Source organism: Stutzerimonas tarimensis (assembly GCF_042648805.1).
Classification (GTDB): domain Bacteria; phylum Pseudomonadota; class Gammaproteobacteria; order Pseudomonadales; family Pseudomonadaceae; genus Azomonas; species Azomonas tarimensis.
In genome coordinates this window covers 405366-425388 of sequence record NZ_JBHRXZ010000024.1, presented here as the reverse complement: position 1 = coordinate 425388, position 20023 = coordinate 405366, and the positions used below count along the sequence as shown (strand labels likewise).

Below are 20023 nucleotides of genomic sequence, written 5' to 3'. Positions count from 1 at the left end.
AGAAAAAATGATGGCTCAATGATGGCATGTGGCATAGGCGCGGTTTCGATTGGCGAAGCGTAATCCAACGATGGGGGCGATTTGGCCGGGCTCGCTGTCGGGTTACGCCTTCGGCTAACCCGACCTACGGCGGGGCGTAGGTTGGATTAGCGAAGCGTAATCCAACGATGGGGACGATCTGGCCGGGCTCGCTGTCGGGTTACGCCTTCGGCTAACCCGACCTACGGGCGTGTAGGTTGGATTAGCGAAGCGTAATCCAACGATGGGGCGATCTGGCCGGGCTCGCTGTCGGGTTACGCCTTCGGCTAACCCGACCTACGGGCGCGTAGGTTGGATTAGCGAAGCGTAATCCAACGATGGGGACGATCTGGCCGGGCTCGCTGTCGGGTTACGCCTTCGGCTAACCCGACCTACGGGCGCGTAGGTTGGATTAGCGAAGCGTAATCCAACGATGGGGGCGATCTGGCCGGGCTCGCTGTCGGGTTACGCCTTCGGCTAACCCGACCTACGGGCGTGTAGGTTGGATTAGCGAAGCGTAATCCAACGATGGGGGCGATTTGGCCGGGCTCGCTGTCGGGTTACGCCTTCGGCTAACCCGACCTACAGCCGCTCGAGCAGGGCGTGGGTGTCGGTGGCCCCCGACATGGCGGCGGCGGCGAGCGGGGTGACGCCGTTGGCATCCCGGGCGTTGGGGTTCGCGCCTTGGGCGATGAGGTATTCGGCGATTTCGGTACGGTTGAACATGGCGGCCATCATCAGCGCGGTCTTGCCGTCAGGGGAGGGGCTTTCCACGTCGGCGCCGTGCTCCAGCAACAGCCGGACCATGGCCAGGTCGCCCTTGAAGGCGGCACCGGCGAGCGGCGTCTGCCCACGATCGTTGGCCAGCAGCGGGTCGGCACCCTGTTCGAGCAGGGCGCGAGCGGTTTCCAGGTGGCCGTGGTAGCTGGCCAGCATCAGCAAGCTGTCGCCCGCGTGGTTGCGCAGGTTGGCCGGCAGGCCCTGCTCGAGCACCGGGCGCAGCGAGGCGCAGTCGCCCTTGCGGGCCGCGTCGAATACGCGCTCGGCAAATGCCAGGGTGGCATCGTCGAGTACTCCGGCATCAGGCTTGCGGTCGGATTCCTCGGTCATCGTGTGTTCTCCATCGGACCCTTGGGATTGGGCTTGGACAAGCCGAAGCGCCATCCTGCACCATTGCCCGCTCGACTGGCCACCGCGCAGCTGCCATGCAACCCGAAGACCTGCAACGCCTGGTGACCCAGGCCATGCCCTACGGCAAATACAAGGGCCGGCTGATCGCCGACCTGCCCGGAAACTACCTCAACTGGTTTGCCCGGGTGGGCTTTCCGCCGGGTGATATCGGTCGACTGCTGGCCCTGATGCAGGAGATCGACCACAACGGGCTCTCGTACCTCTTGACGCCTCTGCGATCTCAGTCGTCGCGCAGGGAGGGTGCGGCGAAGATGCCGGCCTCCACCGCCAGCGCCAGGGCCTCCGGCAAGTCGCAGGCATAGACCAGTACCGCCTGGAGCGCGTCGTCCAGCGGTTCGCTGAAATCGACCAGCACATAGCCGCCCTTTTCAGGGTAAAGGCTGGAAAGTTGTACCTGAATCCGGTTGAGCGCTTTTTTCGCTTCGGTTCGAGCCAGTTGCCTGGGTTTGAGCACGAAATTCACCGAGGCGCCAAAGGACGCGACGATCTGCTCGAACAGCTCCTCGTAGCTGTCGGCCTGAAACAGCACCGTCTCGGGCAGGCTGCCCACCACCACCCATTCGCCCAGCGGGATGGGAAAGCTCGCGTCATAGTTGATGTCGGGATTGGCGGCGAGAAAGGCTTCGGGGTCGGCATAGGCCTGGGCGGCCTCGTCGGCGACGCGGAGGATGTCGTCTTCGCTCATGCAGCCGGAGCTGATGGTGCGGATGAGTACGGCAAGGGTGTCTTTCATGGCAGGTCCAGGCGGGAAGAGAGCCTCAGGATACCCGAGCGAGGCCGCACCAAGGGTGGCCAGGTGGCCAAGGAGAGACGCTTCCCGATCTGCCGCTGCGGAATCATCCTCCTCCATCAGGCGTCTGAGTTGTCATCGCGGCAGCTCCTGCCGGCTCGGCGGATATCCCGATGAATCGCTTCGCTCTGCTCTTTCTCCCGTTGGCGGCTGGAACCGCTGTCGCCGAAAACCTCGAGTTCGAGGTGGGCGGCCGTATCCAGGCTGACCTCAGCCGCTTCGACGGCCTGTACAGTAACGATGGTTCTGCGCAAAACACGGCCTATTTCCGGCGCGTCTATCTGGAAACCTCGACGATCCACGGGGACTGGGAGCTGGTGTTCAACTATGATTTTTCCCTCAATCAGGGCACCCGGCGGGACGGCCATATCCACGAGGCACTTGTCGAGTACAGCGGCGTGGAGGGGCTGGAGCTGCGTTTTGGCCGTTTCGACCCGCACTTCGGCCTGGAAAACGCCATCAGCTCCAGCTGGAACACTGCCCTCGAGCGTAGCCAGGGTTATGACATGGCCAACTGGGCCAACAGCCATGACAACGGGTTGGGGCTGCAGGCGCTGGCGGAACTGGGCGATTCAACGCAAGTGGTCGCCGGGATCTATCGCAAGAACGCCAACGACGACGGCGACCATGCCAACCAGTTCAACCTGCGTGCCGTGTTCGCGCCCCGGCACCAGGCCGGCGATGTGCTGCATGCGGGGGTGAGCTTCGCCCGCCGTGACCTCGACCGGATCGGCAATGCCGATGTCCGTTACCGCTCGCCGCTGGGCTTTTACGGCGTCGAGACCGCCAGCGGTTTTGACGCCGGCAGTGAGGGTAACGAGCCGTTGCTCGGTGGCAGCGACGATGCCGATCGTGGCACCTGGAGCCATGATCGAGCCTGGAATCTCGAGGCAGCCTGGGCCAGCGGCCCGTTGTCGCTGCAGGCCGAGTATCTGCGCCGAGACACTCGAGCGCGGGGTGTAACCCGCGACCTGGCCGGACGCAGCTGGTACGTGCAGGTCGCCTATACCCTGACCGGAGAGGCCCGCGAGTACGAGCTTGCCGACTTCAGCCGGATTTCCCCCGACAACGCCGGGCTTGGTGCCTGGGAGCTGTACTACCGCTATGGCCGGATGGATGTCGAGGACGACAACCTGGAGGTCGACGAAACCCGTACGCCGGGTGATGCCAGTGCGCGCCTGCACACCCTGGGTGTCAACTGGTATGCCAGCGAGAGCGTGCGGCTCGGCCTGATGTATGTGCACGCCAGGCTGGAGCGGGTCACCAACGAAGCAGGGGACGACACCGGTGACGGCGTGGTCCTTCGCGCCCAGTACACCTTCTGACCCCTGGCTCACCCCAGGTGTTTGGTCCCGGGAAGTAATCTCGGATCGTCTTTGAAGGACTGCGGATCTTTATGCCATTGTTCCCGGATAAAACCCATCGGGGTCCGGCCTTTCAGCGCTCGTAACGAACGAGCGCTGTTATACGCCCAGAGGTAGTCCTTGATATGCGCCCGGAGCTCTTCGAGCGAGGTGTAGTGAAACGCTTTGGTCGTGGCTTCCTTGATTGTCCGGTTCATCCGCTCGACCTGGTCATTGGTCCAGGGATGGCAACGACCCGCTGCTGGCCAAGGTGCGCTCGATGCTGAGCCGAGACTACAACTTCTCTCGCACGCCGAGGCGCAGCTACAGCGTGCCCTGCGTGTTTCCACCGAACAGTTGCGCTATCCCCAGACCTGGCTTGCGAGAAGGCGCCGAACCGGGCGCATGAGCCCCGCGCAAGTAGGTCCTTTCGCCCGTTGATATTGGCAAACTTGCAAAAGCCGCCGCTCTGTGCCTTGCCGTAACTTTTCATTTTTTCTTCTGCTAGTGCCTGGTGTCCGTACTTGAGCCGGGATCCTGAGTTTCCATCGCTGCCTTTCGACCTTCCTCTTTTTAACGGAAAAGTTTCTCCAGCTTAAAATTTTCATAATCCAGTAAGCGTTCTGTCACATTCGATTTCCATACTCCGCTTCGACCGAAACAGCCAACCCTTACGTCACTAATAGGACGAAGTTGTACAAAACCCAATGGAGCTCTGGAGCTTTCTGATGATGAAGAAGTTGATTGCGATTGTTGTAAGTGCTGCTGCCGTGATGCCTGCCCTGGCTGCGGCGGAAGTCAATATCTATGGTCGCGTGCACGTCTCCACTGACTTCCTGGACGACGGTGACGACTACTCCGAAACCAACATTTCCAGTAACTCTTCGCGCCTGGGCTTCAAAGGCGATCATCAGATCAATCCCGATCTGAAAGCGTTCTTCCAGATCGAACAGCAGATCAACTTCACCACCGGCAGTGGGGATGGAAACAGTACCGATTTCGCTACTCGCGATACCTTCGTGGGGCTGGGCGGCAATTTCGGTGCCGTACAGCTGGGTCGTTTCGATAGCCCGTTCAAGGTGGCTCGCGGTCCGGCCAACCTGTTCGGTGATCAGGTCGGTGACATGCGCAACCTGACCCGTGTCGGCAATGCTCGCTTCGACGAGCGTTATGACAACACGGTCCAGTACACCACTCCGAATTTCGGCGGCTTCAACGCAGTGCTCGCCTATTCCGTTCACGAAGGGCAATGGGTCGAGCAAGATCAGGATTCCGACGGCATCAGCGTGGCGCTGAACTATGCCGGAGGCCCGCTCGAGGCATCGCTGGCCTATGAGGCTGTCGAGCAAGACACAGGCCGTGGTGAGCGCGATGGTATCCGTGCCGCCGCCGCCTACAAGCTGACCGACGCCTTCAAGCTCGTCGGTTTTTACCAGACTGTCGATTATGATGGCTTCGACAATACTTCCGAGGCCCTGCGTGATCAGCTGAGTTCTGACACCTGGGGTCTGGGCGGCGAATACAAGATCACCTCCGACACGGCTCTCAAGGCCATGTGGATGACCCGCGATTCGGACGCCCCAGGCTACGATGCCGACATGTGGGTGGTCGGTGTGGAGCACAAGCTGGACAAGGCCGTTCGCATCTATGCCAACTACGCGGTACTCGACAACGATGACAACCTGGCCCTGGCCCCCTGGATCCAGGCACGTTCCGCCACGCCCGCTGGCGCTCTCGGCGAAAAAGCCTCCGGTCTCTCCCTGGGTCTGCGCTACGATTTCTGATTTCGATCAAATCGAAAATGCCGAGCCGGGATACTCCTTGCGAGTGTCCCGGTTCTTTTGTAATCAGGTTGAAATAGTCTGTTCTTATTCTTGCTGTCAGGTTGTAATTAACAGGTCGGCAATTGCGGTTCGTGCAATCAGCCCATTCGCTGGTCGTGTCCAAGGAGTTTTCATGCGTGGTATTTTCTGGGTTGCCATTGTTGGCCTGTTAGCTGGTTGTGCGCAGCAATCCCATGTGAAGTTGTATTCCGGCTCCGAGCTGCCCAGGACGAAAGTTGTGGTAGTGGAAATGCCCAGCACCCTGGAGGTAGTGGACATCAACGGCCAGGAAGTGCCTTTGGCCAACTCGGCCTTCGGTACCGCGAACAGAACGCTGCATTTGCAGCCGGGCGAATACCAAATCAATGCATATTACAAGAACGGCTTCGATATCGGCGGTGGCCTCAGTCACGAAATCGTCCGCACGCGCAGTGCGGTGTATCGCCTGAACGGCCGTGCGGGTGATGTCTGGAAGCTGGAGTACGATGAGCCGGCCAACCTGCAGGAGGCGAGGGCCATGAAGGATTCCTTTGCCGGATGGTCAACGAATCAGCGCACCGGCGAGCGTATCGAGACGCAGCGGGGGGCTGAGCCGACTTCCGCCGTGAACCAGTTGCTTGGCGGCGGTTCCACCAGCTACACGCAGACCACCGTCGAGCCGCCGAATGGTGCCCAGGCCGCTGCGACCAGTGCCGCGGTGCCCGTTCCGTCCAGAGCGGCCGTGCCTTCGCAGACCCTCCCGCACAGCGATGCAACCCTGAGCATGCTGCAGCAACTGTGGTTGATGCTCAGCCCGGAAAGCCGGAAGGCTTTCCAGGAGTGGGCGAAGCAGTAGACCTGACGCGGGTCAGGCGACCCGGCGAGCCGGAGGACGACGGTAACGTCGCCGTCATCTGCCCCCGGTAAGCTCCTGGATGTATGCTCCCTTACCCGCCTTCTTGGCGGCCCCGCTTCGGCGGGGCTTTTTTTGGTGCGCCCAGCATGGGCGCAATCTTGCGGGTAAGAGTCCCGCCGTGAGTTGACCACAGCGAACGAAGTGAAGCGCAACTGCATGAGGGTGACCGAGTGAGGGAAGGAAGCGTGGAGCGAAGCCGCGAGCGCATGCCGGGAGGTGTGGCAGGGGAGCGGCCTATCAAGGCCGCCCCCTATGCCGATTCTGAGCGGGGGGTCAGGCTGCGTCGGCCGAGATGAAGTAGCCGATGCCGCGCAGCGTCTGCAGCAGGCGCAGGGACTGGCCTTCGTCGATCTTCTTGCGCAGCCGGCCCATGTAGACATCCACCACGTTGGTCAGCGGATCCTCGTGGACACCCCAGACGCTGGCGAGGATGCGCTCGCGACTGAAGACCTTGCCCGGCGCGGCCATCAGCAGCTCGAGGATGCCCAGCTCCTTGGCGGTCAGGCGGATCACCCGGTCGCCGCGGCGTACCTGCATGCTGTCACGCGCGAAGGAGAGGTCACCCACCTGCAGGATATCGGTGCCCGGACCCGCACCGCGCTTGCCCAGCGCCCCCACCCGCGCCAGCAGTTCCTCGAAGTGAAAGGGCTTGCCCAGGTAGTCGTCCGCGCCGACCCGCAGGCCGGCGATCCGTTCCTCCACCTCCGAGAGTGCCGAAAGCATCAGCACCCGGGTATCGATGCCCTTGGCGCGTATCCGCTGGCAGATCTCCATGCCGTCGAGGTGGGGCAGCATCCGGTCGAGCACTATCACATCGGGCCGGTATTGGCGGATGAAGGGCAGGGCGTGTTCGCCGTCATGCAGGGTGGCGACCCGATAGCCTTCGGCTTTCAGGCCGCGTTCGAGAAAGCTGGCGACGCGCTTGTCGTCTTCGATGATGAGAATGTTCATGGGGCTAGGACAACCTGGCGAGCGGTAGCTTCAGGATCACCTCGGCGCCCTGGGTTCCGTCGCTGTGGATCGACAGCTCACCTTCCATGGCCTCGACGATCCGGCTGGCGATGGTCAGGCCGATGCCCAGCCCTTCCGGACACTGTTTGCGCGCCCGGGCGCCGCGAAAGTGCCGCTCGAAGAGTTGCGGCAGTTCATCGGGCGGTACGCCGATGCCCTGGTCGCGGATGGCGAGCCGCAGATAGCGCCCGGCCTCGACCGCCAGGCTGGCCTCGAGCCTGGCCGGCGGGACCGAGTATTTGAGCGCGTTGTCGGCGATCACTCGGATCACCATGAGGAACTTGTCCAGGTCGAGCACCACCCGCTGCTGTTGCCAGCCTGGTGCCGCTTCGACCCGGCTCTGCAGTTCGGCCGATTGCGCGACGGCCAGACGGTCCAGCTCCTTGAGCATCAAGGCCCAGCAGTCGGGCAACAGCAGCGCGCTGTGTTCGAGCCGCAGCAGGTTGTTGTCACTGCGGATGAGCAATAGCAGATCGTCGATGCGTCGAGCGAGGCCACTTCCGGATTCCAGGATGCGTTGCAGCGATTCCCGATAGTCGTCGGGGCATTTCTCCCCTCCGCGCAGCATGATCTCGGCTTCGCCGATGATGGCGGTCGCCGGGGTGCGCAGTTCGTGGCTGACATCGGCGAAGAAGCGCCGCTGGCGCCGTTCGGCGTCCTGCAACTGGGCGATGGCCTGTTCCAGCTGTGCGGTGCGGGCGCGCACCTCTTCTTCCACCAGCCGGGTGTAGCCGGCGTCCTTTTCCTTGGCTGCCTGGATGTGTTCGGCCATGCGATTGAACTGGCGCGCCAGCGCGGCGAATTCGGTAGGTCCGGAGATGGCGATACGGTGCGCCAGCGCGCCGGAGCGCAGCTGCTCGGTGCCTTCGAGCAGCGCGTTGATCGGCCGGTACAGCGAGCTCACCAGCAGTACGCCGAGCAGGATGGCCAGTGCGCTGCCGAGAATCCCCAGCAGCACGATGGTCACCCGCACCCGCTGCAGGGCCTCGACCGCGGCCTGCTCGGAGCGGGCCGCGCGCTCACGCTGCAGCTCGATGGCGTCGGCGACCAGTTCGCGCAGGTCTGTCGTCTCGAGGTAATCGAACGCCTGGATCAGCGCGGCCCAGCGCTCCCTGGAGGGATACTTGGCAATTTCCCAGGTACGCAGGACACGTTCAAGGGTCAGCACGTTGGCTTCAAGAAAGGACAGTGCCTTCACCTGGCGGCTGATCTGGGTGAGGTCGTCGGGCGAGCGGCCCAGCAGCTGGTCCCGCACTGCCAGCGCGTTCAGCGCTTCCAGTCGCTGCTGCATGTTGGCGAACAACGCGTCGCGGTCGTGGGTGTTCTTGTTTTCCAGCAGCAGGTACTCGGCCAGCCAGACCTTCAGGCGCTGCTTGTCGGCCCCCAGGGCGATGAATTCGGAAAGCATCTGGTTGGACAATCGGCCGCGCTCGATATGAAAAGCCGCGACGTTATGCGACCAGTAGGCGGCGATCGCCTGGGACAGTGCGAGGATGATCAGGACGCCAAAGGACAACCAGAGCTTGTTACGGAACAACGGCGCACCTGCCGGGTTTCATCGGGGAAGGGCGAGCATTGCAGCGCGGCGGACCGGCCGCAATCGGCCGGGCGCGCTGCAAGGTAACCGGATGTGCGTCAATAGCCGGGAGCGTAGGGCAGCGAGGAGTGATGCAGCACGATGCGCAGGGCGCCCTGCTCGTCCTTCTTGAAGGCCCAGCTCTTGTCCACGATGGTTTCCTGGCCGTCGGCGTCGGTCAGCCTGACATGGCCGGTGGTCAGCGCGAGATCGCCGTTGATGTACACCGCGGCGTTTTCGAAGCTGTAGCTCTTCCAGCCCTTGAGGGCGAAACCGCTGTCGTCCGGATAGCTCTCGTCATGGCCGACGAAATAGGCCAGCGCACCTTCCCTGGCTATGCGGAAGGTCTGCTCGCCGCTGGCGAGGGTCGGCTTGAACAGCACCGCGCCCTGCCCGTAGCCGTAGGCGGCATCCAGCACCTGTTCGGCCTTTTCACGGGCCTTGTCGATGCCGTCGGCGGCGTAGCGGTCGCTGATCTGGATGAGCGCCTGGCCCCAGGCTTCCTGCGCTGCCTTTACCTCGGCTTCGGTAATGTTGTTGTTTACTACCTCCGCCGAGACGGCACCGGCGCCAAGGGCGAGGGCAGTGGCAATGAAAGCGGGGAGGGCGAGGTTTCGCTTGATCACGGGTACATACCTGTCTGTCGTGGAAATCGAGCCCCATGCTAGAGGCCCTGCCTGAATCGAGGATGGGCAGGGAATGAACAGGAGATGAACAAGCTGCGCTTTTTTTCCGCTGCGCATCGCGCCACACTGCGCCCATGCCTATCCAGACGCTTTCTTCCCTCACCGAAGTCGATGCCGCCAGTTGGGACGCCCTGTTGCCTACGGCGCAGCCCTTTTTGCGCCATGCTTTCCTGTCCAGCCTGGAAGACAGCGGCAGCGTAGGCCCCGGCACAGGCTGGCTGCCGGCGCACCGGCTATGGCACGACGCGCAGGGAGCGCTGCGCTCGGCATTGCCGGTGTATCGCAAAAGCCATTCCAACGGCGAATACGTGTTCGACTGGGCCTGGGCCGATGCCTGCCATCGTGCCGGGATCCTCTACTACCCCAAGCTGCTCTGTGCCGTGCCCTTTTCCCCGGTGGTCGGGCCGCGTCTGCTGGGTGAGCCGGAGGCCGCTGGTGCGCTGCTCGATGAGCTGATCGATACCCTGCTGGCGCAGGGCATGTCCGGGCTTCATGTGAATTTCACCGAGGCGCTCGCCGACCGGGTGATCGCCTCGCGGGCGGGCTGGATGGAGCGTCTCGGTTGCCAGTTTCTCTGGCACAACAGGGGCTACCGGGACTTCCAGGACTTTCTCGACGCGCTGGCCTCACGCAAACGCAAGCAGATGCGCAAGGAGCGGGAGCAGGTCGCCGCGCAGGGCATCGACTTCCAGTGGCACGACGGAGCGGCCCTGAGCGAGGCGGACTGGGATTTCGTCTACGCCTGCTACGCCAACACCTATCGGGTCCGCGGCCAGGCGCCTTACCTCAGGCGCGCGTTTTTCAGCCTCCTGGCCGAGCGCATGCCCGAGTCCATTCGCGTGGTCTTCGCGCTACAACAGGCGAGGCCGGTGGCGATGGCCTTCTGCCTGAGCGATGGCCAGCGGCTATATGGGCGTTACTGGGGTTCGCTGGCCGAGTTCGACCGGCTGCATTTCGAAACCTGCTTCTATCAGGGCATCGAGCAGGCCATCTCCATGGGCTGCAGCCACTTCGACGCCGGCGCCCAAGGCGAGCACAAGCTGATCCGCGGCTTCGAGCCCGTCATCACCCGTTCATGGCATTACCTGGTACACCCCGGCCTGCGCGACGCGGTCGCCGGCTTTCTTCAGCAAGAGCAGGCCGGCATCCACCGCTACGCCGCCGCCGCCCGCGAGGCATTGCCGTATCGGCAGGTGGAGGAGTAGCGGAGGGCGCGGGTTCGCCTGCACGGTGAGCGAGCCTGACGGCCTTGGCGCTGCCTTTATTCGACTCCCACGAAACCCCCGGTCTGGTGCTGCCAGAGCCGGGCATACAGGCCGCCAGCGGCGATGAGTTCGGCGTGGGTGCCGGTTTCGACGATGCGGCCCTGGTCCATCACCACCAGGCGATCCATGCGGGCGATGGTGGACAGGCGGTGGGCGATGGCGATGACGGTCTTGCCCTCCATGAGGGTTTCGAGGCTTTCCTGGATCACCGCTTCGACTTCCGAGTCCAGCGCCGAGGTCGCTTCGTCCAGCAGCAGGATCGGCGCGTTCTTCAGCAGCACCCGGGCGATGGCGATGCGCTGGCGCTGGCCACCGGAGAGCTTCACCCCACGCTCACCCACCTGGGCATCCAGCCCGCTGCGGCCGTCGCCGTCGCGCAGGTCGGCGACGAACGCATCGGCGCGCGCACCTCGCAGGGCTTCGAGCACCTGCTCCTCGCTCGCGTCAGGCCGGCCATAGCGCAGATTCTCGCGGATCGAGCGGTGCAGCAGCGAGGTGTCCTGGGTGACCACGCCGATTTGCGCGCGCAGGCTCTCCTGGGTGACCCCGGCGATGTCCTGGCCATCGATGAGGATGCGCCCGCCAGGCAGGTCGTAGAGGCGCAGCAGCAAGTTCATCAGGGTCGATTTGCCGGCCCCGGAAGGTCCGACCAGGCCGATCTTCTCGCCCGGACGCACCGCCAGATCGAGTCCTTCGATGACAGGGCGGTCCGGGCCATAGCCAAAGCCGACCCCTTCGAAACGCACGTCGCCGCGGCTGATCGTCAGCGGCCTGGCGTCGGGGCGGTCGACCAGCTCCACCGGCTGGACGATGGTGCGCATGCCGTCCTGGACAGTGCCGACGTTCTCGAAAATGCCGTTGACCACCCACATGATCCATTCGGACATGTTGTTGATGCGGATCACCAGGCCGCTGGCCAGGGCAATGGCCCCGATACTGATCTCGCCGATGCTCCACAGCCACAGCGCGAGGCCGACGGTACCGGCGATGAGCACGCCGCTCATCAGGGTGATGGTGATGTCCATGCCGCTGATCAGGCGCGACTGGCTGCGAAAGCGCTGCACCAGATCGCTCATCGCCGCTCGTGCATAGGCTTCCTCGTCCTTCGAGTGGGCGAACAGCTTGAGGGTCATGATGTTGGTGTAGCCGTCCACCACCCGTCCCATCACCCTGGCACGCCCCGCGGACGCGGCAGCCGAGCGCTGGCGCACCCGGGGCACGAAATAGCAGAGCACGAGGATGTAGCCGAGGATCCAGCCCGCCAGCGGCAGCATCAGGCGCAGATCGGCCTGGGCGAACAGGTACAGGGCGATGCCGGCGTAGAGGATCACATGCCAGAGCGCATCGACCACCTGCACGGCCGACTCGCGCAGCGCCGGGCCGGTCTGCATGACCCGCTGGGCGAGGCGTCCGGAGTAGTCGTTCTGGAAAAAGCTCAGGCTCTGGCGCAACAGGTAGCGATGGTTCTGCCAGCGGATCAGGTTGGTCAGGCTGGGCGACAGCGTCTGGTGGATGAGCAGGTCGTGCAGGGTGAACACCAGCGGCCGGATCAGCAACGCCACGGCCGCCATCCACAGCAGTTCACGGCCGTGGCTGGCGAAGAACGCTTCGGCCGGGGTCTGGTTGACCATGTCGATCAATCGGCCGAGAAACTCGAACAGCGCCACCTCCACCAGGGCGGTAAAGAAACCCACCACCAGTAGCGCGAGCATCACCGGCCAGACCTGGCGCAGGTAATGGAGGTAGAAACGGACGATGCCCTGGCCCGGCCGGGGCGCAGGCCCCTCGCGGAAGGGGTCGATGATGTTTTCGAAACGACGGAATAGCATGGATGTTCCGCGAGGCGACGGGGAGTGGGGGGCCGCTGCGGCGGCAGCGGCCGCCCGGGTCAGAGCTTCTGAGCGGAAATGATCTTCACCGGTTCACGCGGAACGTCCTGCATCATGCCCTGGCGACCAGTGGGCACCTGGGCGATCTGGTCGACCACGTCCATTCCGCGCACCACCTTGCCGAACACGGCGTAGCCGAAGTCGCGCGAGCCGTGGTCGAGAAAAGCGTTGTCGCGATGGTTGATGAAGAACTGGCTGGTGGCCGAGTCCTTCGCCGAGGTGCGAGCCATCGCCAGGGTGCCGCGCACGTTGTGCAGGCCGTTGTCGGCCTCGTTGCGGATCGGCGCGAGGGTGTCCTTCTGGTTCATGTCTTCGGTGAAACCGCCACCCTGGACCATGAACCCCGGAATCACGCGGTGGAAGATAGTGTCGTCGTAGTGGCCGCTCTCCACGTACTGGAGAAAGTTCTCGACGCTGATGGGTGCCCTTTCCGCCTCCAGTTCCACTTCGATCTCGCCGTGGCTGGTATTGAGCAGCACGCGCGGGTTGTCGGCGGCGAGCAGGTTGCCAGCCAGCAGCACGGAGCAGGCGGCGAGGGTGAGCTTTTTGAGCATGGTGGGTTTCCTGTTGTAGTGACGGGCAGGCGGCTGCCCTTGCTGCGGTGGAGTCGCCCGGCCTCAGCGTCCGGGCGGTGCCAGCGGGTCGGCGTTCTGGGCGGTGATCAGCCCCATGAGGATCTGCGTAGCCGGCCCGAGAGCCTTGTCCTTGTTGGTGTACAGGTGAAACTGTGGACGGCGGACGCCGCCCTGAATCATTGGCAGCGCCCTGAGTATGCCGTCCTCGAGTTCACGCCGGATCAGGTGGCGCGGCAGCCAGGCAAAGCCCAGGCCGCTGGAAACGAATGATACAGAAGTGGCGAGGCTGCCGACCGTCCAGCGCTGCTCGGCGCCCAACCAGCCGCTGTCGCGCGGGCGATGCTGACCTGTGTCGCGCACGACGATCTGCAGCTGCGACTCGAGATCCTGGGAGCTCAGCTTGCGCTGCAGCAGATGCAGCGGGTGGGCGCTGTGGGCCACCGCCACGAACTCCACCGCGCCCAGTTCGACGCCGAGATACCCGGTGATATCCAGGGCGGTGATGGCGAGGTCGGCCGAGCCATCCAGCAGGACATCCTCGACCCCGGACAGCACCTCCTCGCGCAGGCGCACCCGGCAGCCGCGGCTCTGCGGCATGAACGCCGACAGCGCCCGCACCAGCTTGCTGTTGGGGTAGGCGGCATCGACCACCAGGCGCACCTCGGCCTCCCAGCCCTGCTCCATGTGGTGTGCCAGCTCCTCGAGCTGCCCCGCCTGGGCGACCAGTAGCCTGGAGCGGCGCAGCAGCACCTCGCCCGCCTCGGTGAGTACCGCCTTGCGCCCCTCCATGCGTAGCAGGGGAACACCGAGCTGTTCCTGCATCCGGGCCACGGTATAGCTGACCGAGGATTGCGAGCGATGCAGGACATCGGCCGCCTGGGCAAAACCGCCGTGGTCGACCACGGCCTGCAAGGTTCGCCATTGATCCAGCGTGACGCGAGGTGCTCTCACCCTGTGCTCCTGTGGAATCGAGGCTCGAGTATGTCGAGCTGCGGGCCTGCCGATCAAGGGGATCGCTCCGCGCGTTCGAGGCCGAGCGTTCGAGCCCCTGGCGGGTTACCCTATGCGACCCAGATTCGCCCTGTCGAGGTGCCCCCTTGTTCGCTGATTTCGCCCTGCATGAACGCCTGCTCAAGGCTGTTGCGGAACTCCGTTTCGACACGCCTACCCCGGTCCAGGCTGCCGCCATCCCGCCCGCGCTCGAAGGCCGGGACCTGCGCGTGACTGCGCAGACCGGCAGTGGCAAGACCGCCGCGTTCCTGCTGCCGGTGCTGCATCGATTGCTCGACCAGGAGCACAAGGGCGACGTGCGCGCGCTAATCCTCCTGCCGACCCGTGAGCTGGCCCAGCAGACCCTGAAGGAGCTGGAGCGTTTTGCCCGCTTCACCTTTCTCAAGGGCGGGCTGATCACTGGCGGGGAGGACTTCAAGGTCCAGGCGGCGATGCTGCGCAAGATCCCGGATGTGCTGATCGGCACTCCCGGCCGGCTGCTCGAACACCTCAACGCCGGCAACCTGATTCTCCGTGACGTCCAGGTACTGGTACTCGACGAGGCGGACCGGATGCTCGACATGGGCTTCGCCGACGACGTCTTGCGCCTGGCCAACGAGTGCAGCCAGCGTCAGCAGACCCTGCTGTTTTCCGCCACCACCGGCGGAACGGCATTGCGCGAGATGACTGGCCGACTGCTGCGCGAGCCGCAGCATCTGATGCTCAACGCCGTCAGCGAGCTGAACGAGAAAGTGCGTCAGCAGATCATCACGGCCGATGATCCGGCGCATAAGGAAAAACTGGTGCAGTGGCTGCTGGCCAACGAGACCTACGACAAGGCGATCATCTTCACCAATACCCGCACCCAGGCCGACCGCCTCTACGGCCGTCTGGTAGCCGCTGGGGTCAAGGCGTTCGTCTTGCACGGCGACAAGGACCAGAAGGATCGCAAGCTCGCCATCGACCGCCTCAAGCAGGGCGGCGCGCGGGTGCTGGTGGCCACCGACGTGGCGGCGCGGGGGCTGGATGTGGATGGCCTCGATCTGGTGATCAACTTCGACATGCCGCGCTCGGGCGATGAATACGTGCACCGCATCGGTCGTACCGGCCGGGCGGGAGGCGAGGGGCAGGCGATCTCGCTGATCTGCCATAACGACTGGAACCTGATGTCCAGCGTCGAGCGTTACCTCAAGCAGCGCTTCGAGCGCCGCACCATTTCCGAGCTCAAGGGCAGCTACGCGGGGCCGAAGAATCTCAAGGCGTCCGGCAAGGCGGCGGGCACCAAGAAAAAGAAAGTCGAGAAGAAGGCCGGCGAGAAGAAGACGGGTGACAGGAAATCTGGTGAAAAGCGCTCCCGGCCCAAGAATGGTCCCAAGCCATCACTGGTGAGTCAGGATGGCCTGGCACCGCTCAAGCGTCGCAAGACCGAGGAATGACCTCGGCGCGGGCGCGTTGACTCAGGGTTGCTTGTTATGCAGGGGCGCGGGGGCATCCGTCGTGGGGATGTCCGCCTGCTGCTGCGCCTGTTCCAGCTCTTCCATGCGGATATCGTAGGCGCGGCATTCGTTTTCCAGGGTTTCTGCGGTGCGGGCAAGTCGCATCTCGCGCATTTCCTCATTGATCGCCGCAGCGCGATCCGCATCGCTCTGGGTGACCTGGTTGACCTTTTCGGCCAGCTCCTGTGCTTTGCGGTCCGCCTCGTCGCTGGTGCAGGCGAAGGCGGCCGGGGCGGCCAGCAGGCTGGCCAGGGCGGTGATGATCAGGGCTCTCATGGCATTTACCTCTCTGGGTACCTGTACGGTGGATCGCGGTCCGGCAATCTAAGTTCATCTTTTCCGCCCCGCTGTGAACCGAACCACCACGCCCCAGGCTGAGTCCCAATAGCAAGAGGTCGCTCTGATCAGGGTGGCCGGGACAGGTCAAGTGGAGGACATATCCATGAGCTACAACTGGGATCTGATGGCGCGCCTGCTGCGCGAAATTCGTGACAACGGCGAGGAAACCTTCAAGCCGCGCCAGATCGCCGAAGCCCATGCGATGGCGATGGAAGGGTCGGGGCAATCCCTGCCCGACATGGACGACTTCCGAATGGAAGCCGCCAATTACGAAGGCGACCTGTTCAACGGCGGATTCATCGTGGCACGCCCCGACGATCTGGGCGGCAATGGCGAAAACTTCGCGCTGACCGAGCGTGGGACGCGCCTGCTGCAGTTGCTCGAAAACGGTGGAAGCCAGGCTCGGCAGCGACTCGATTCACTCGACAGCGCCGCGCTCACCGGCGAATCCTTCGATCCCCTGGCCGCGGACTTCCGCTAGCACCGCAGGTGCACTGCCGGGCCTGACGGCCCGGCGTGCTCATGGATCAGCGCTGCAGGTAATGCACGCTGAACAGCTCATCATCGTCGAGCCAGCGACCGATGCAATCGAACCCGGCGGAGCGGGCGAGGGCGCAGAAGGATTCCAGCGAGTATTTGTAGGAATTTTCCGTGTGCAGACTTTCGCCCTCGGCGAAATGGAAGGACTGACCTTCGATACGCACATCCTGGGCTTCGGTAGCCACCAGATGCATCTCGATCCGGCACTCCGCATCGTTGAAGAACGCATGGTGTTCGAATCGAGAGGGGTCGATGTCGCTGTCCAGCTCGTCCCGGATACGCTGCAGTACATTCAGGTTGAAAGCCGCCGTGGCCCGCGCCCTGTCGTTGTAGGCCGCCTCCAGGGTCGTCCTGTCCTTGACCAGATCCACGCCGATCAATGCACCGCCACCAGGCGGCAGCAGGTCGTGCAGTTCGCCAAGAAATCGGCGGGCCTGGGCCGGGGTGAAATTGCCGATGCTCGAGCCCGGGTAGAAGGCCAGCGGATGGGCGCTGTGGAAATCCTCCGGCAAGTCGAGGCGCTGGGAAAAGTCGCTGCAGGCCGCATGCACTTCCAGCCATGGGTAGTCGGCGGCCAGGCGCTGGGTGCTCGAGAGTAGAAAGTCCTCGGAAATGTCGATGCCCAGGTAACTGATCGGCCGCAGGGCTTCGAGCAGCAGGCGGACCTTGCGGCTGGCGCCGCTGCCGAACTCGATGAGGTCGATGCCGGGACCGCTCAGGCGGGCGATGTCGTCCACCGCTTCACGCAGGATGCCTTCTTCGGTGCGGGTGAGGTAATACTCGGGTTGCTGGCAAATCTTTTCGAACAGCTCCGAGCCGCGCCGATCATAGAAGAACTTCGGCGACAGCCATTTCGGACTGCAGGAAAGACCAGCCAGTGCTTCATCGCGCAGGGAGCTTTCCGGGGCAGGCTGTGATTGCTCGTGAAAGTGGATGGCAAGCGCCATGTCAAATCTCCTTGGCGAGACGCAGGCCACCGAACTGCCAGCGTGCTGAGGGCGGGAAGAAGTTGCGGTAGGTCACCCGTATATGGTCGGCAGGTGTGGCGCAGCCGCCGCCGCGCAGCACCATCTGTCCGGACATGAACTTGCCGTTGTATTCGCCGAGGCTGCCTTCGAGCGGTTGGAAGCCGGGATAGGGCCGGTAGGGGCTGGCGGTCCATTCCCAGACATCGCCATAGACCTGGTGCAGCCCATCGGCGTCGCTGAGGTTGGCGATCGGGTGGAGGTAGTCGCTCTCGAGAAGATTGCCCTCGACGGCCACACTGCTCGCGGCGATTTCCCATTCCGCCTCGCTGGGCAGGCGAGCGCCGGCCCAGCGGGCATAAGCGTCGGCCTCGTAGAAGCTGATGTGACAGACCGGCGCGGCAAGGTCTAGTGAGCGCAGTCCGCCCAGGGTCATCTCATGCCAGAAACCATCCAGTCGCTCCCAGTAAAGGGGCGCGTGCCAGCCTTGTTGCTGGATCATCTGCCAGCCATCGGAAAGCCAGAGTTCCGCCCGGGCGTAACCGCCATCGGCCATGAACGACAGGTACTCGCCGTTGCTCACCAGCCGGTTGGCGAGCCGGAAGTCCTCGATGAACTGGCGATGGCGCGGCGTCTCGCAATCAAAGGCGAAGCCGTTACCCTGATGGCCCACCTCACACAGGCCGCCCTGGAAGTCATGCCAGCGCAGGCGCTCGAGTCCAGCGCCTGGCGCGGGCTCGAGATCGGCGCGGTATACCGGATGCATGGGGTTCTGCGCCAGGATGTGCTTGATGTCCATCACCAGCAGTTCCTGGTGTTGCTGCTCATGCTGCAGGCCCAGCTCGGTACGCCGGGCGATTTCCAGCGTCTGCTGCCTCGGCGGGTGGGTCAGCAGTTCACCCATGGCCCGGTCGACATGTGCCCGGTAACGCAGCACCTCCTGCACGCCTGGACGCGAGATCAGCCCGCGGCGGGCACGGGGAAAGGGCTGGCTGTGGGTTTCGTAATAGGAATTGAAGAGGTGGTCGAAGACCTTGTCGAACGGCTTGTAGCCGGGGAGGTAGGGGACCAGGAGAAAGGCTTCGAAAAACCAGCTGACGTGTGCCAGGTGCCACTTTGGCGGACTCACGTCGGGCATGCTCTGGATGACGTAATCCTCGATCTCCAGTGGGGCGCAGATCGCCTCGCTGGTGGCTCGGTTGCGCTGGAAGCGCTGCAGCAGGTCATCGAGGCCGGCCGTTTCCGCTTGCTGGCCTGGCTCGCGTGCCAGATTGCCCATGGGCATCTCCCCTCCAAATGTCCGCAGCGGCAGATCGGCCGCCGACCCGGCTCAGGTAATGTCCGCCCGTAGCGTGGCGCACCCTACAGGTTACCGACCCGCTGTCAGGGGGGAAGTTTCCGCAGGGGCGTGCGCAACGGCAGCTCAATAGTTGGGCGTCGTCTCGGGAACACCGCCATCATCCGCCAGGGCCGGCATGTTCCAGGGGTCGAGCGGGCAGCCTTCCAGCTCCAGGTCACGCCGAGCCTGGGCCAGCACGGCGGCCAGCCGCGCAGGGTCGGCATAACGACCGTAGGAGATGTCCGTCACCCGCAACACCTCTTCGCCACTGCCGCTCATGACAGTGAAGCTGAAGCTGTCGTCGTCCGGGTTGGCACTGGTCACGCAGCCATAGGGAAGAAAGGCTTCGCTGGCCAGCAGCATGGCGTTGTCCAGGTCAAGGGGTGTCAGGCTCATGTGCAGGCTTTCTCGGGGGAACGGAGCAAGATAGACCCTGCCGGTTCCACTCCGTTTCCAACCGCACGGCGGCTCGTCGAGCGAGAGAATGGCGCTCGCCGTGGTCAATTGAGGACTGCACTGGAGAAGTCGGTGCGACTCAGAGAAGGAGCAAAGCCCATGAAACTCGAAGTCAAAGAGCTCAAGAGCGATGAGATTCCCCAAGCCTGGCGCGCCGCGTGGATGGTCTGCTGGGTAGTGGAGCTGGACGGCAAGATCATGGCCGGGCCCTTCGCCACGCAGAGCGAGGCACAGGCTGTGGCCAACGGCGAGAAGCGCGAGCACTGGACGCCCCAGCCGTGATCTCTAGGGGCTGACGGCGCTGGCCTGAGGCGGCAGCAGGCGCTCGACGATCACCAGCGCCTGTTCGAAGGAGGGGTAGCCGCTGCGGGCCACGTCCAGTTCGGCATAGGCGTCACGATACTGGCGGGCCCGCTCCGGGTCCGCCTCCGCCACCAGATAGGGTTCACTATAAATCTTGTAGAGCAGCGCCACCGCGTGGGGATGCTGGCGAGACGCCGCGGTGTCCAGCTGCGCCAGCGTGTCGGCGAGCGCCGCCCCGCTGCGGATGCCCAGCAGCCCGCGATAGAAATGCACCTCACCACGTCGATCACCGCCTTCGGCGCGATCAAGCAGCGCGGCGGCGAGTTCGAAGCCTTCCTCGCCGCCTGAAGTCACCAGGATCTGCGCCTGAATCAGGTCATTCTGTTGCAGCAGGTGCTGCTGGCGGCACGCACTGCCGGTTTCGGACAGGTCGCAATATGACGCGGGTGCGGCGCATCCACCAAGCGCCACGAGCAGGGCCGCGGCCAGAGGAGTCTTCATCAGTGCCTCGAAGGTAGCTTTCGGCGCAGGTT

Annotated in this window: 21 protein-coding genes and 2 pseudogenes; 9 read left to right on the top strand and 14 right to left on the bottom strand. The window is 63.9% G+C overall.

Annotation, left to right across the window (positions count from 1 at the left end; all coding sequences use genetic code 11):
* Positions 1–600: 600 nt before the first annotated feature.
* A complete protein-coding gene (locus ACFOMF_RS15840) occupies positions 601–1128 on the bottom strand; it encodes an ankyrin repeat domain-containing protein (protein ID WP_386366625.1) in 528 nt (175 codons plus the stop codon).
* A gap of 95 nt (positions 1129–1223) precedes the next feature.
* Between ACFOMF_RS15840 and ACFOMF_RS15835 the strand changes: the two genes are divergently transcribed.
* Positions 1224–1511: a DUF3820 family protein gene (locus ACFOMF_RS15835; protein WP_449342992.1), complete on the top strand. Its 288-nt coding sequence runs from the start codon at positions 1224–1226 to the stop codon at positions 1509–1511.
* Here ACFOMF_RS15835 and ACFOMF_RS15830 read toward each other — a convergent pair.
* Complete coding sequence (locus ACFOMF_RS15830; RefSeq protein ID WP_386366623.1) at positions 1430–1942, bottom strand: hypothetical protein; 513 nt, start codon at positions 1940–1942, stop codon at positions 1430–1432. The two genes, ACFOMF_RS15835 and ACFOMF_RS15830, sit on opposite strands and share 82 nt — an antisense overlap.
* 170 nt (positions 1943–2112) lie before the next feature.
* On the opposite strand from ACFOMF_RS15830, the gene ACFOMF_RS15825 reads away from it, so the two are divergent.
* Positions 2113–3324: an OprO/OprP family phosphate-selective porin gene (locus ACFOMF_RS15825; RefSeq protein ID WP_386366621.1), complete on the top strand. Its 1212-nt coding sequence runs from the start codon at positions 2113–2115 to the stop codon at positions 3322–3324.
* Positions 3325–3332: 8 nt separating this feature from the next.
* Here the strand turns inward: ACFOMF_RS15825 and ACFOMF_RS15820 are convergent.
* Positions 3333–3590: pseudogene (locus tag ACFOMF_RS15820) on the bottom strand (integrase core domain-containing protein); the annotation flags it as partial.
* Positions 3591–3592: 2 nt separating this feature from the next.
* On the opposite strand from ACFOMF_RS15820, the pseudogene ACFOMF_RS15815 reads away from it, so the two are divergent.
* The 3 genes and pseudogenes from ACFOMF_RS15815 to ACFOMF_RS15805 all read left to right on the top strand — a co-directional run.
* A pseudogene (locus ACFOMF_RS15815) lies at positions 3593–3714 on the top strand (tRNA threonylcarbamoyladenosine dehydratase); the annotation flags it as partial.
* Between the two features lie 356 nt (positions 3715–4070).
* The gene (locus ACFOMF_RS15810) at positions 4071–5126 is read left to right on the top strand and encodes a porin (RefSeq protein WP_386366619.1); all 1056 of its coding nucleotides are present in this window, start codon (positions 4071–4073) and stop codon (positions 5124–5126) included.
* A 172-nt stretch (positions 5127–5298) separates the two neighbouring features.
* Complete coding sequence (locus tag ACFOMF_RS15805; protein ID WP_386366617.1) at positions 5299–6000, top strand: DUF2057 family protein; 702 nt, start codon at positions 5299–5301, stop codon at positions 5998–6000.
* 333 nt (positions 6001–6333) lie between these two features.
* On the opposite strand, the gene ACFOMF_RS15800 is transcribed toward ACFOMF_RS15805, so the two are convergent.
* The 3 genes from ACFOMF_RS15800 to ACFOMF_RS15790 form a co-directional block, all read right to left on the bottom strand.
* A complete protein-coding gene (locus ACFOMF_RS15800) occupies positions 6334–7011 on the bottom strand; it encodes a response regulator transcription factor (RefSeq protein ID WP_386366615.1) in 678 nt (225 codons plus the stop codon).
* A 4-nt stretch (positions 7012–7015) separates the two neighbouring features.
* On the bottom strand, positions 7016–8608 hold the full coding sequence (locus ACFOMF_RS15795) for a sensor histidine kinase (protein WP_386366613.1): 1593 nt from the start codon (positions 8606–8608) through the stop codon (positions 7016–7018).
* A 98-nt stretch (positions 8609–8706) separates the two neighbouring features.
* On the bottom strand, positions 8707–9273 hold the full coding sequence (locus tag ACFOMF_RS15790) for a hypothetical protein (protein ID WP_386366611.1): 567 nt from the start codon (positions 9271–9273) through the stop codon (positions 8707–8709).
* 134 nt (positions 9274–9407) lie between these two features.
* Between ACFOMF_RS15790 and ACFOMF_RS15785 the strand changes: the two genes are divergently transcribed.
* The gene (locus ACFOMF_RS15785; RefSeq protein ID WP_386366609.1) at positions 9408–10538 is read left to right on the top strand and encodes a GNAT family N-acetyltransferase; all 1131 of its coding nucleotides are present in this window, start codon (positions 9408–9410) and stop codon (positions 10536–10538) included.
* 56 nt (positions 10539–10594) lie between these two features.
* Here ACFOMF_RS15785 and ACFOMF_RS15780 read toward each other — a convergent pair whose 3' ends face one another.
* The 3 genes from ACFOMF_RS15780 to ACFOMF_RS15770 form a co-directional block, all read right to left on the bottom strand.
* Positions 10595–12427, bottom strand: a complete 1833-nt coding sequence (locus ACFOMF_RS15780; RefSeq protein WP_386366607.1) for an ABC transporter ATP-binding protein — start codon at positions 12425–12427, stop codon at positions 10595–10597.
* A gap of 59 nt (positions 12428–12486) precedes the next feature.
* Positions 12487–13041, bottom strand: coding sequence for a peptidylprolyl isomerase (locus ACFOMF_RS15775; protein ID WP_386366605.1), 555 nt, complete (start codon positions 13039–13041; stop codon positions 12487–12489).
* Positions 13042–13104: 63 nt separating this feature from the next.
* A complete protein-coding gene (locus ACFOMF_RS15770) occupies positions 13105–14013 on the bottom strand; it encodes a LysR family transcriptional regulator (protein WP_386366603.1) in 909 nt (302 codons plus the stop codon).
* A 146-nt stretch (positions 14014–14159) separates the two neighbouring features.
* On the opposite strand from ACFOMF_RS15770, the gene ACFOMF_RS15765 reads away from it, so the two are divergent.
* Entirely contained in the window at positions 14160–15488 is a 1329-nt protein-coding gene (locus ACFOMF_RS15765) for a DEAD/DEAH box helicase (RefSeq protein WP_386366601.1), read from the top strand.
* Positions 15489–15509: 21 nt separating this feature from the next.
* On the opposite strand, the gene ACFOMF_RS15760 is transcribed toward ACFOMF_RS15765, so the two are convergent.
* The gene (locus ACFOMF_RS15760) at positions 15510–15824 is read right to left on the bottom strand and encodes a hypothetical protein (protein WP_386366599.1); all 315 of its coding nucleotides are present in this window, start codon (positions 15822–15824) and stop codon (positions 15510–15512) included.
* A 166-nt stretch (positions 15825–15990) separates the two neighbouring features.
* Between ACFOMF_RS15760 and ACFOMF_RS15755 the strand changes: the two genes are divergently transcribed.
* Complete coding sequence (locus ACFOMF_RS15755; protein WP_386366598.1) at positions 15991–16368, top strand: transcriptional regulator; 378 nt, start codon at positions 15991–15993, stop codon at positions 16366–16368.
* A gap of 46 nt (positions 16369–16414) precedes the next feature.
* Here ACFOMF_RS15755 and egtD read toward each other — a convergent pair whose 3' ends face one another.
* The 3 genes from egtD to ACFOMF_RS15740 all read right to left on the bottom strand — a co-directional run bounded on the left by egtD (position 16415) and on the right by ACFOMF_RS15740 (position 19127).
* The gene (gene egtD / locus ACFOMF_RS15750) at positions 16415–17374 is read right to left on the bottom strand and encodes an L-histidine N(alpha)-methyltransferase (protein WP_386366596.1); all 960 of its coding nucleotides are present in this window, start codon (positions 17372–17374) and stop codon (positions 16415–16417) included.
* Between the two features lies 1 nt (position 17375).
* Entirely contained in the window at positions 17376–18671 is a 1296-nt protein-coding gene (gene egtB / locus ACFOMF_RS15745; RefSeq protein WP_386366594.1) for an ergothioneine biosynthesis protein EgtB, read from the bottom strand.
* Positions 18672–18815: 144 nt separating this feature from the next.
* Entirely contained in the window at positions 18816–19127 is a 312-nt protein-coding gene (locus ACFOMF_RS15740; protein WP_386366592.1) for a hypothetical protein, read from the bottom strand.
* Positions 19128–19286: 159 nt separating this feature from the next.
* Here ACFOMF_RS15740 and ACFOMF_RS15735 point away from each other — a divergent pair, with 159 nt between their 5' ends.
* Positions 19287–19469, top strand: coding sequence for a hypothetical protein (locus ACFOMF_RS15735; RefSeq protein WP_386366590.1), 183 nt, complete (start codon positions 19287–19289; stop codon positions 19467–19469).
* A 3-nt stretch (positions 19470–19472) separates the two neighbouring features.
* Here the strand turns inward: ACFOMF_RS15735 and ACFOMF_RS15730 are convergent, their stop codons facing one another.
* Positions 19473–19991 carry a hypothetical protein gene (locus ACFOMF_RS15730; protein WP_386366588.1) on the bottom strand — a complete coding sequence of 173 codons (519 nt, stop codon included), beginning with the start codon at positions 19989–19991 and terminating at the stop codon, positions 19473–19475.
* Positions 19992–20023 lie beyond the last annotated feature (32 nt).

What these genes read in the sequence shown, in the direction of transcription:
- ACFOMF_RS15840 (WP_386366625.1), bottom strand. Translation starts at nt 1,128, where the DNA reads ATGACCGAGGAATCCGACCGCAAGCCTGATGCCGGAGTACTCGACGAT.
- ACFOMF_RS15835 (WP_449342992.1), top strand. Translation starts at nt 1,224, where the DNA reads ATGCAACCCGAAGACCTGCAACGCCTGGTGACCCAGGCCATGCCCTAC.
- ACFOMF_RS15830 (WP_386366623.1), bottom strand. Translation starts at nt 1,942, where the DNA reads ATGAAAGACACCCTTGCCGTACTCATCCGCACCATCAGCTCCGGCTGC.
- ACFOMF_RS15825 (WP_386366621.1), top strand. Translation starts at nt 2,113, where the DNA reads ATGAATCGCTTCGCTCTGCTCTTTCTCCCGTTGGCGGCTGGAACCGCT.
- ACFOMF_RS15810 (WP_386366619.1), top strand. Translation starts at nt 4,071, where the DNA reads ATGATGAAGAAGTTGATTGCGATTGTTGTAAGTGCTGCTGCCGTGATG.
- ACFOMF_RS15805 (WP_386366617.1), top strand. Translation starts at nt 5,299, where the DNA reads ATGCGTGGTATTTTCTGGGTTGCCATTGTTGGCCTGTTAGCTGGTTGT.
- ACFOMF_RS15800 (WP_386366615.1), bottom strand. Translation starts at nt 7,011, where the DNA reads ATGAACATTCTCATCATCGAAGACGACAAGCGCGTCGCCAGCTTTCTC.
- ACFOMF_RS15785 (WP_386366609.1), top strand. Translation starts at nt 9,408, where the DNA reads ATGCCTATCCAGACGCTTTCTTCCCTCACCGAAGTCGATGCCGCCAGT.
- ACFOMF_RS15780 (WP_386366607.1), bottom strand. Translation starts at nt 12,427, where the DNA reads ATGCTATTCCGTCGTTTCGAAAACATCATCGACCCCTTCCGCGAGGGG.
- ACFOMF_RS15775 (WP_386366605.1), bottom strand. Translation starts at nt 13,041, where the DNA reads ATGCTCAAAAAGCTCACCCTCGCCGCCTGCTCCGTGCTGCTGGCTGGC.
- ACFOMF_RS15760 (WP_386366599.1), bottom strand. Translation starts at nt 15,824, where the DNA reads ATGAGAGCCCTGATCATCACCGCCCTGGCCAGCCTGCTGGCCGCCCCG.
- ACFOMF_RS15755 (WP_386366598.1), top strand. Translation starts at nt 15,991, where the DNA reads ATGAGCTACAACTGGGATCTGATGGCGCGCCTGCTGCGCGAAATTCGT.
- egtD (WP_386366596.1), bottom strand. Translation starts at nt 17,374, where the DNA reads ATGGCGCTTGCCATCCACTTTCACGAGCAATCACAGCCTGCCCCGGAA.
- egtB (WP_386366594.1), bottom strand. Translation starts at nt 18,671, where the DNA reads ATGGGCAATCTGGCACGCGAGCCAGGCCAGCAAGCGGAAACGGCCGGC.
- ACFOMF_RS15740 (WP_386366592.1), bottom strand. Translation starts at nt 19,127, where the DNA reads ATGAGCCTGACACCCCTTGACCTGGACAACGCCATGCTGCTGGCCAGC.
- ACFOMF_RS15735 (WP_386366590.1), top strand. Translation starts at nt 19,287, where the DNA reads ATGAAACTCGAAGTCAAAGAGCTCAAGAGCGATGAGATTCCCCAAGCC.
- ACFOMF_RS15730 (WP_386366588.1), bottom strand. Translation starts at nt 19,991, where the DNA reads ATGAAGACTCCTCTGGCCGCGGCCCTGCTCGTGGCGCTTGGTGGATGC.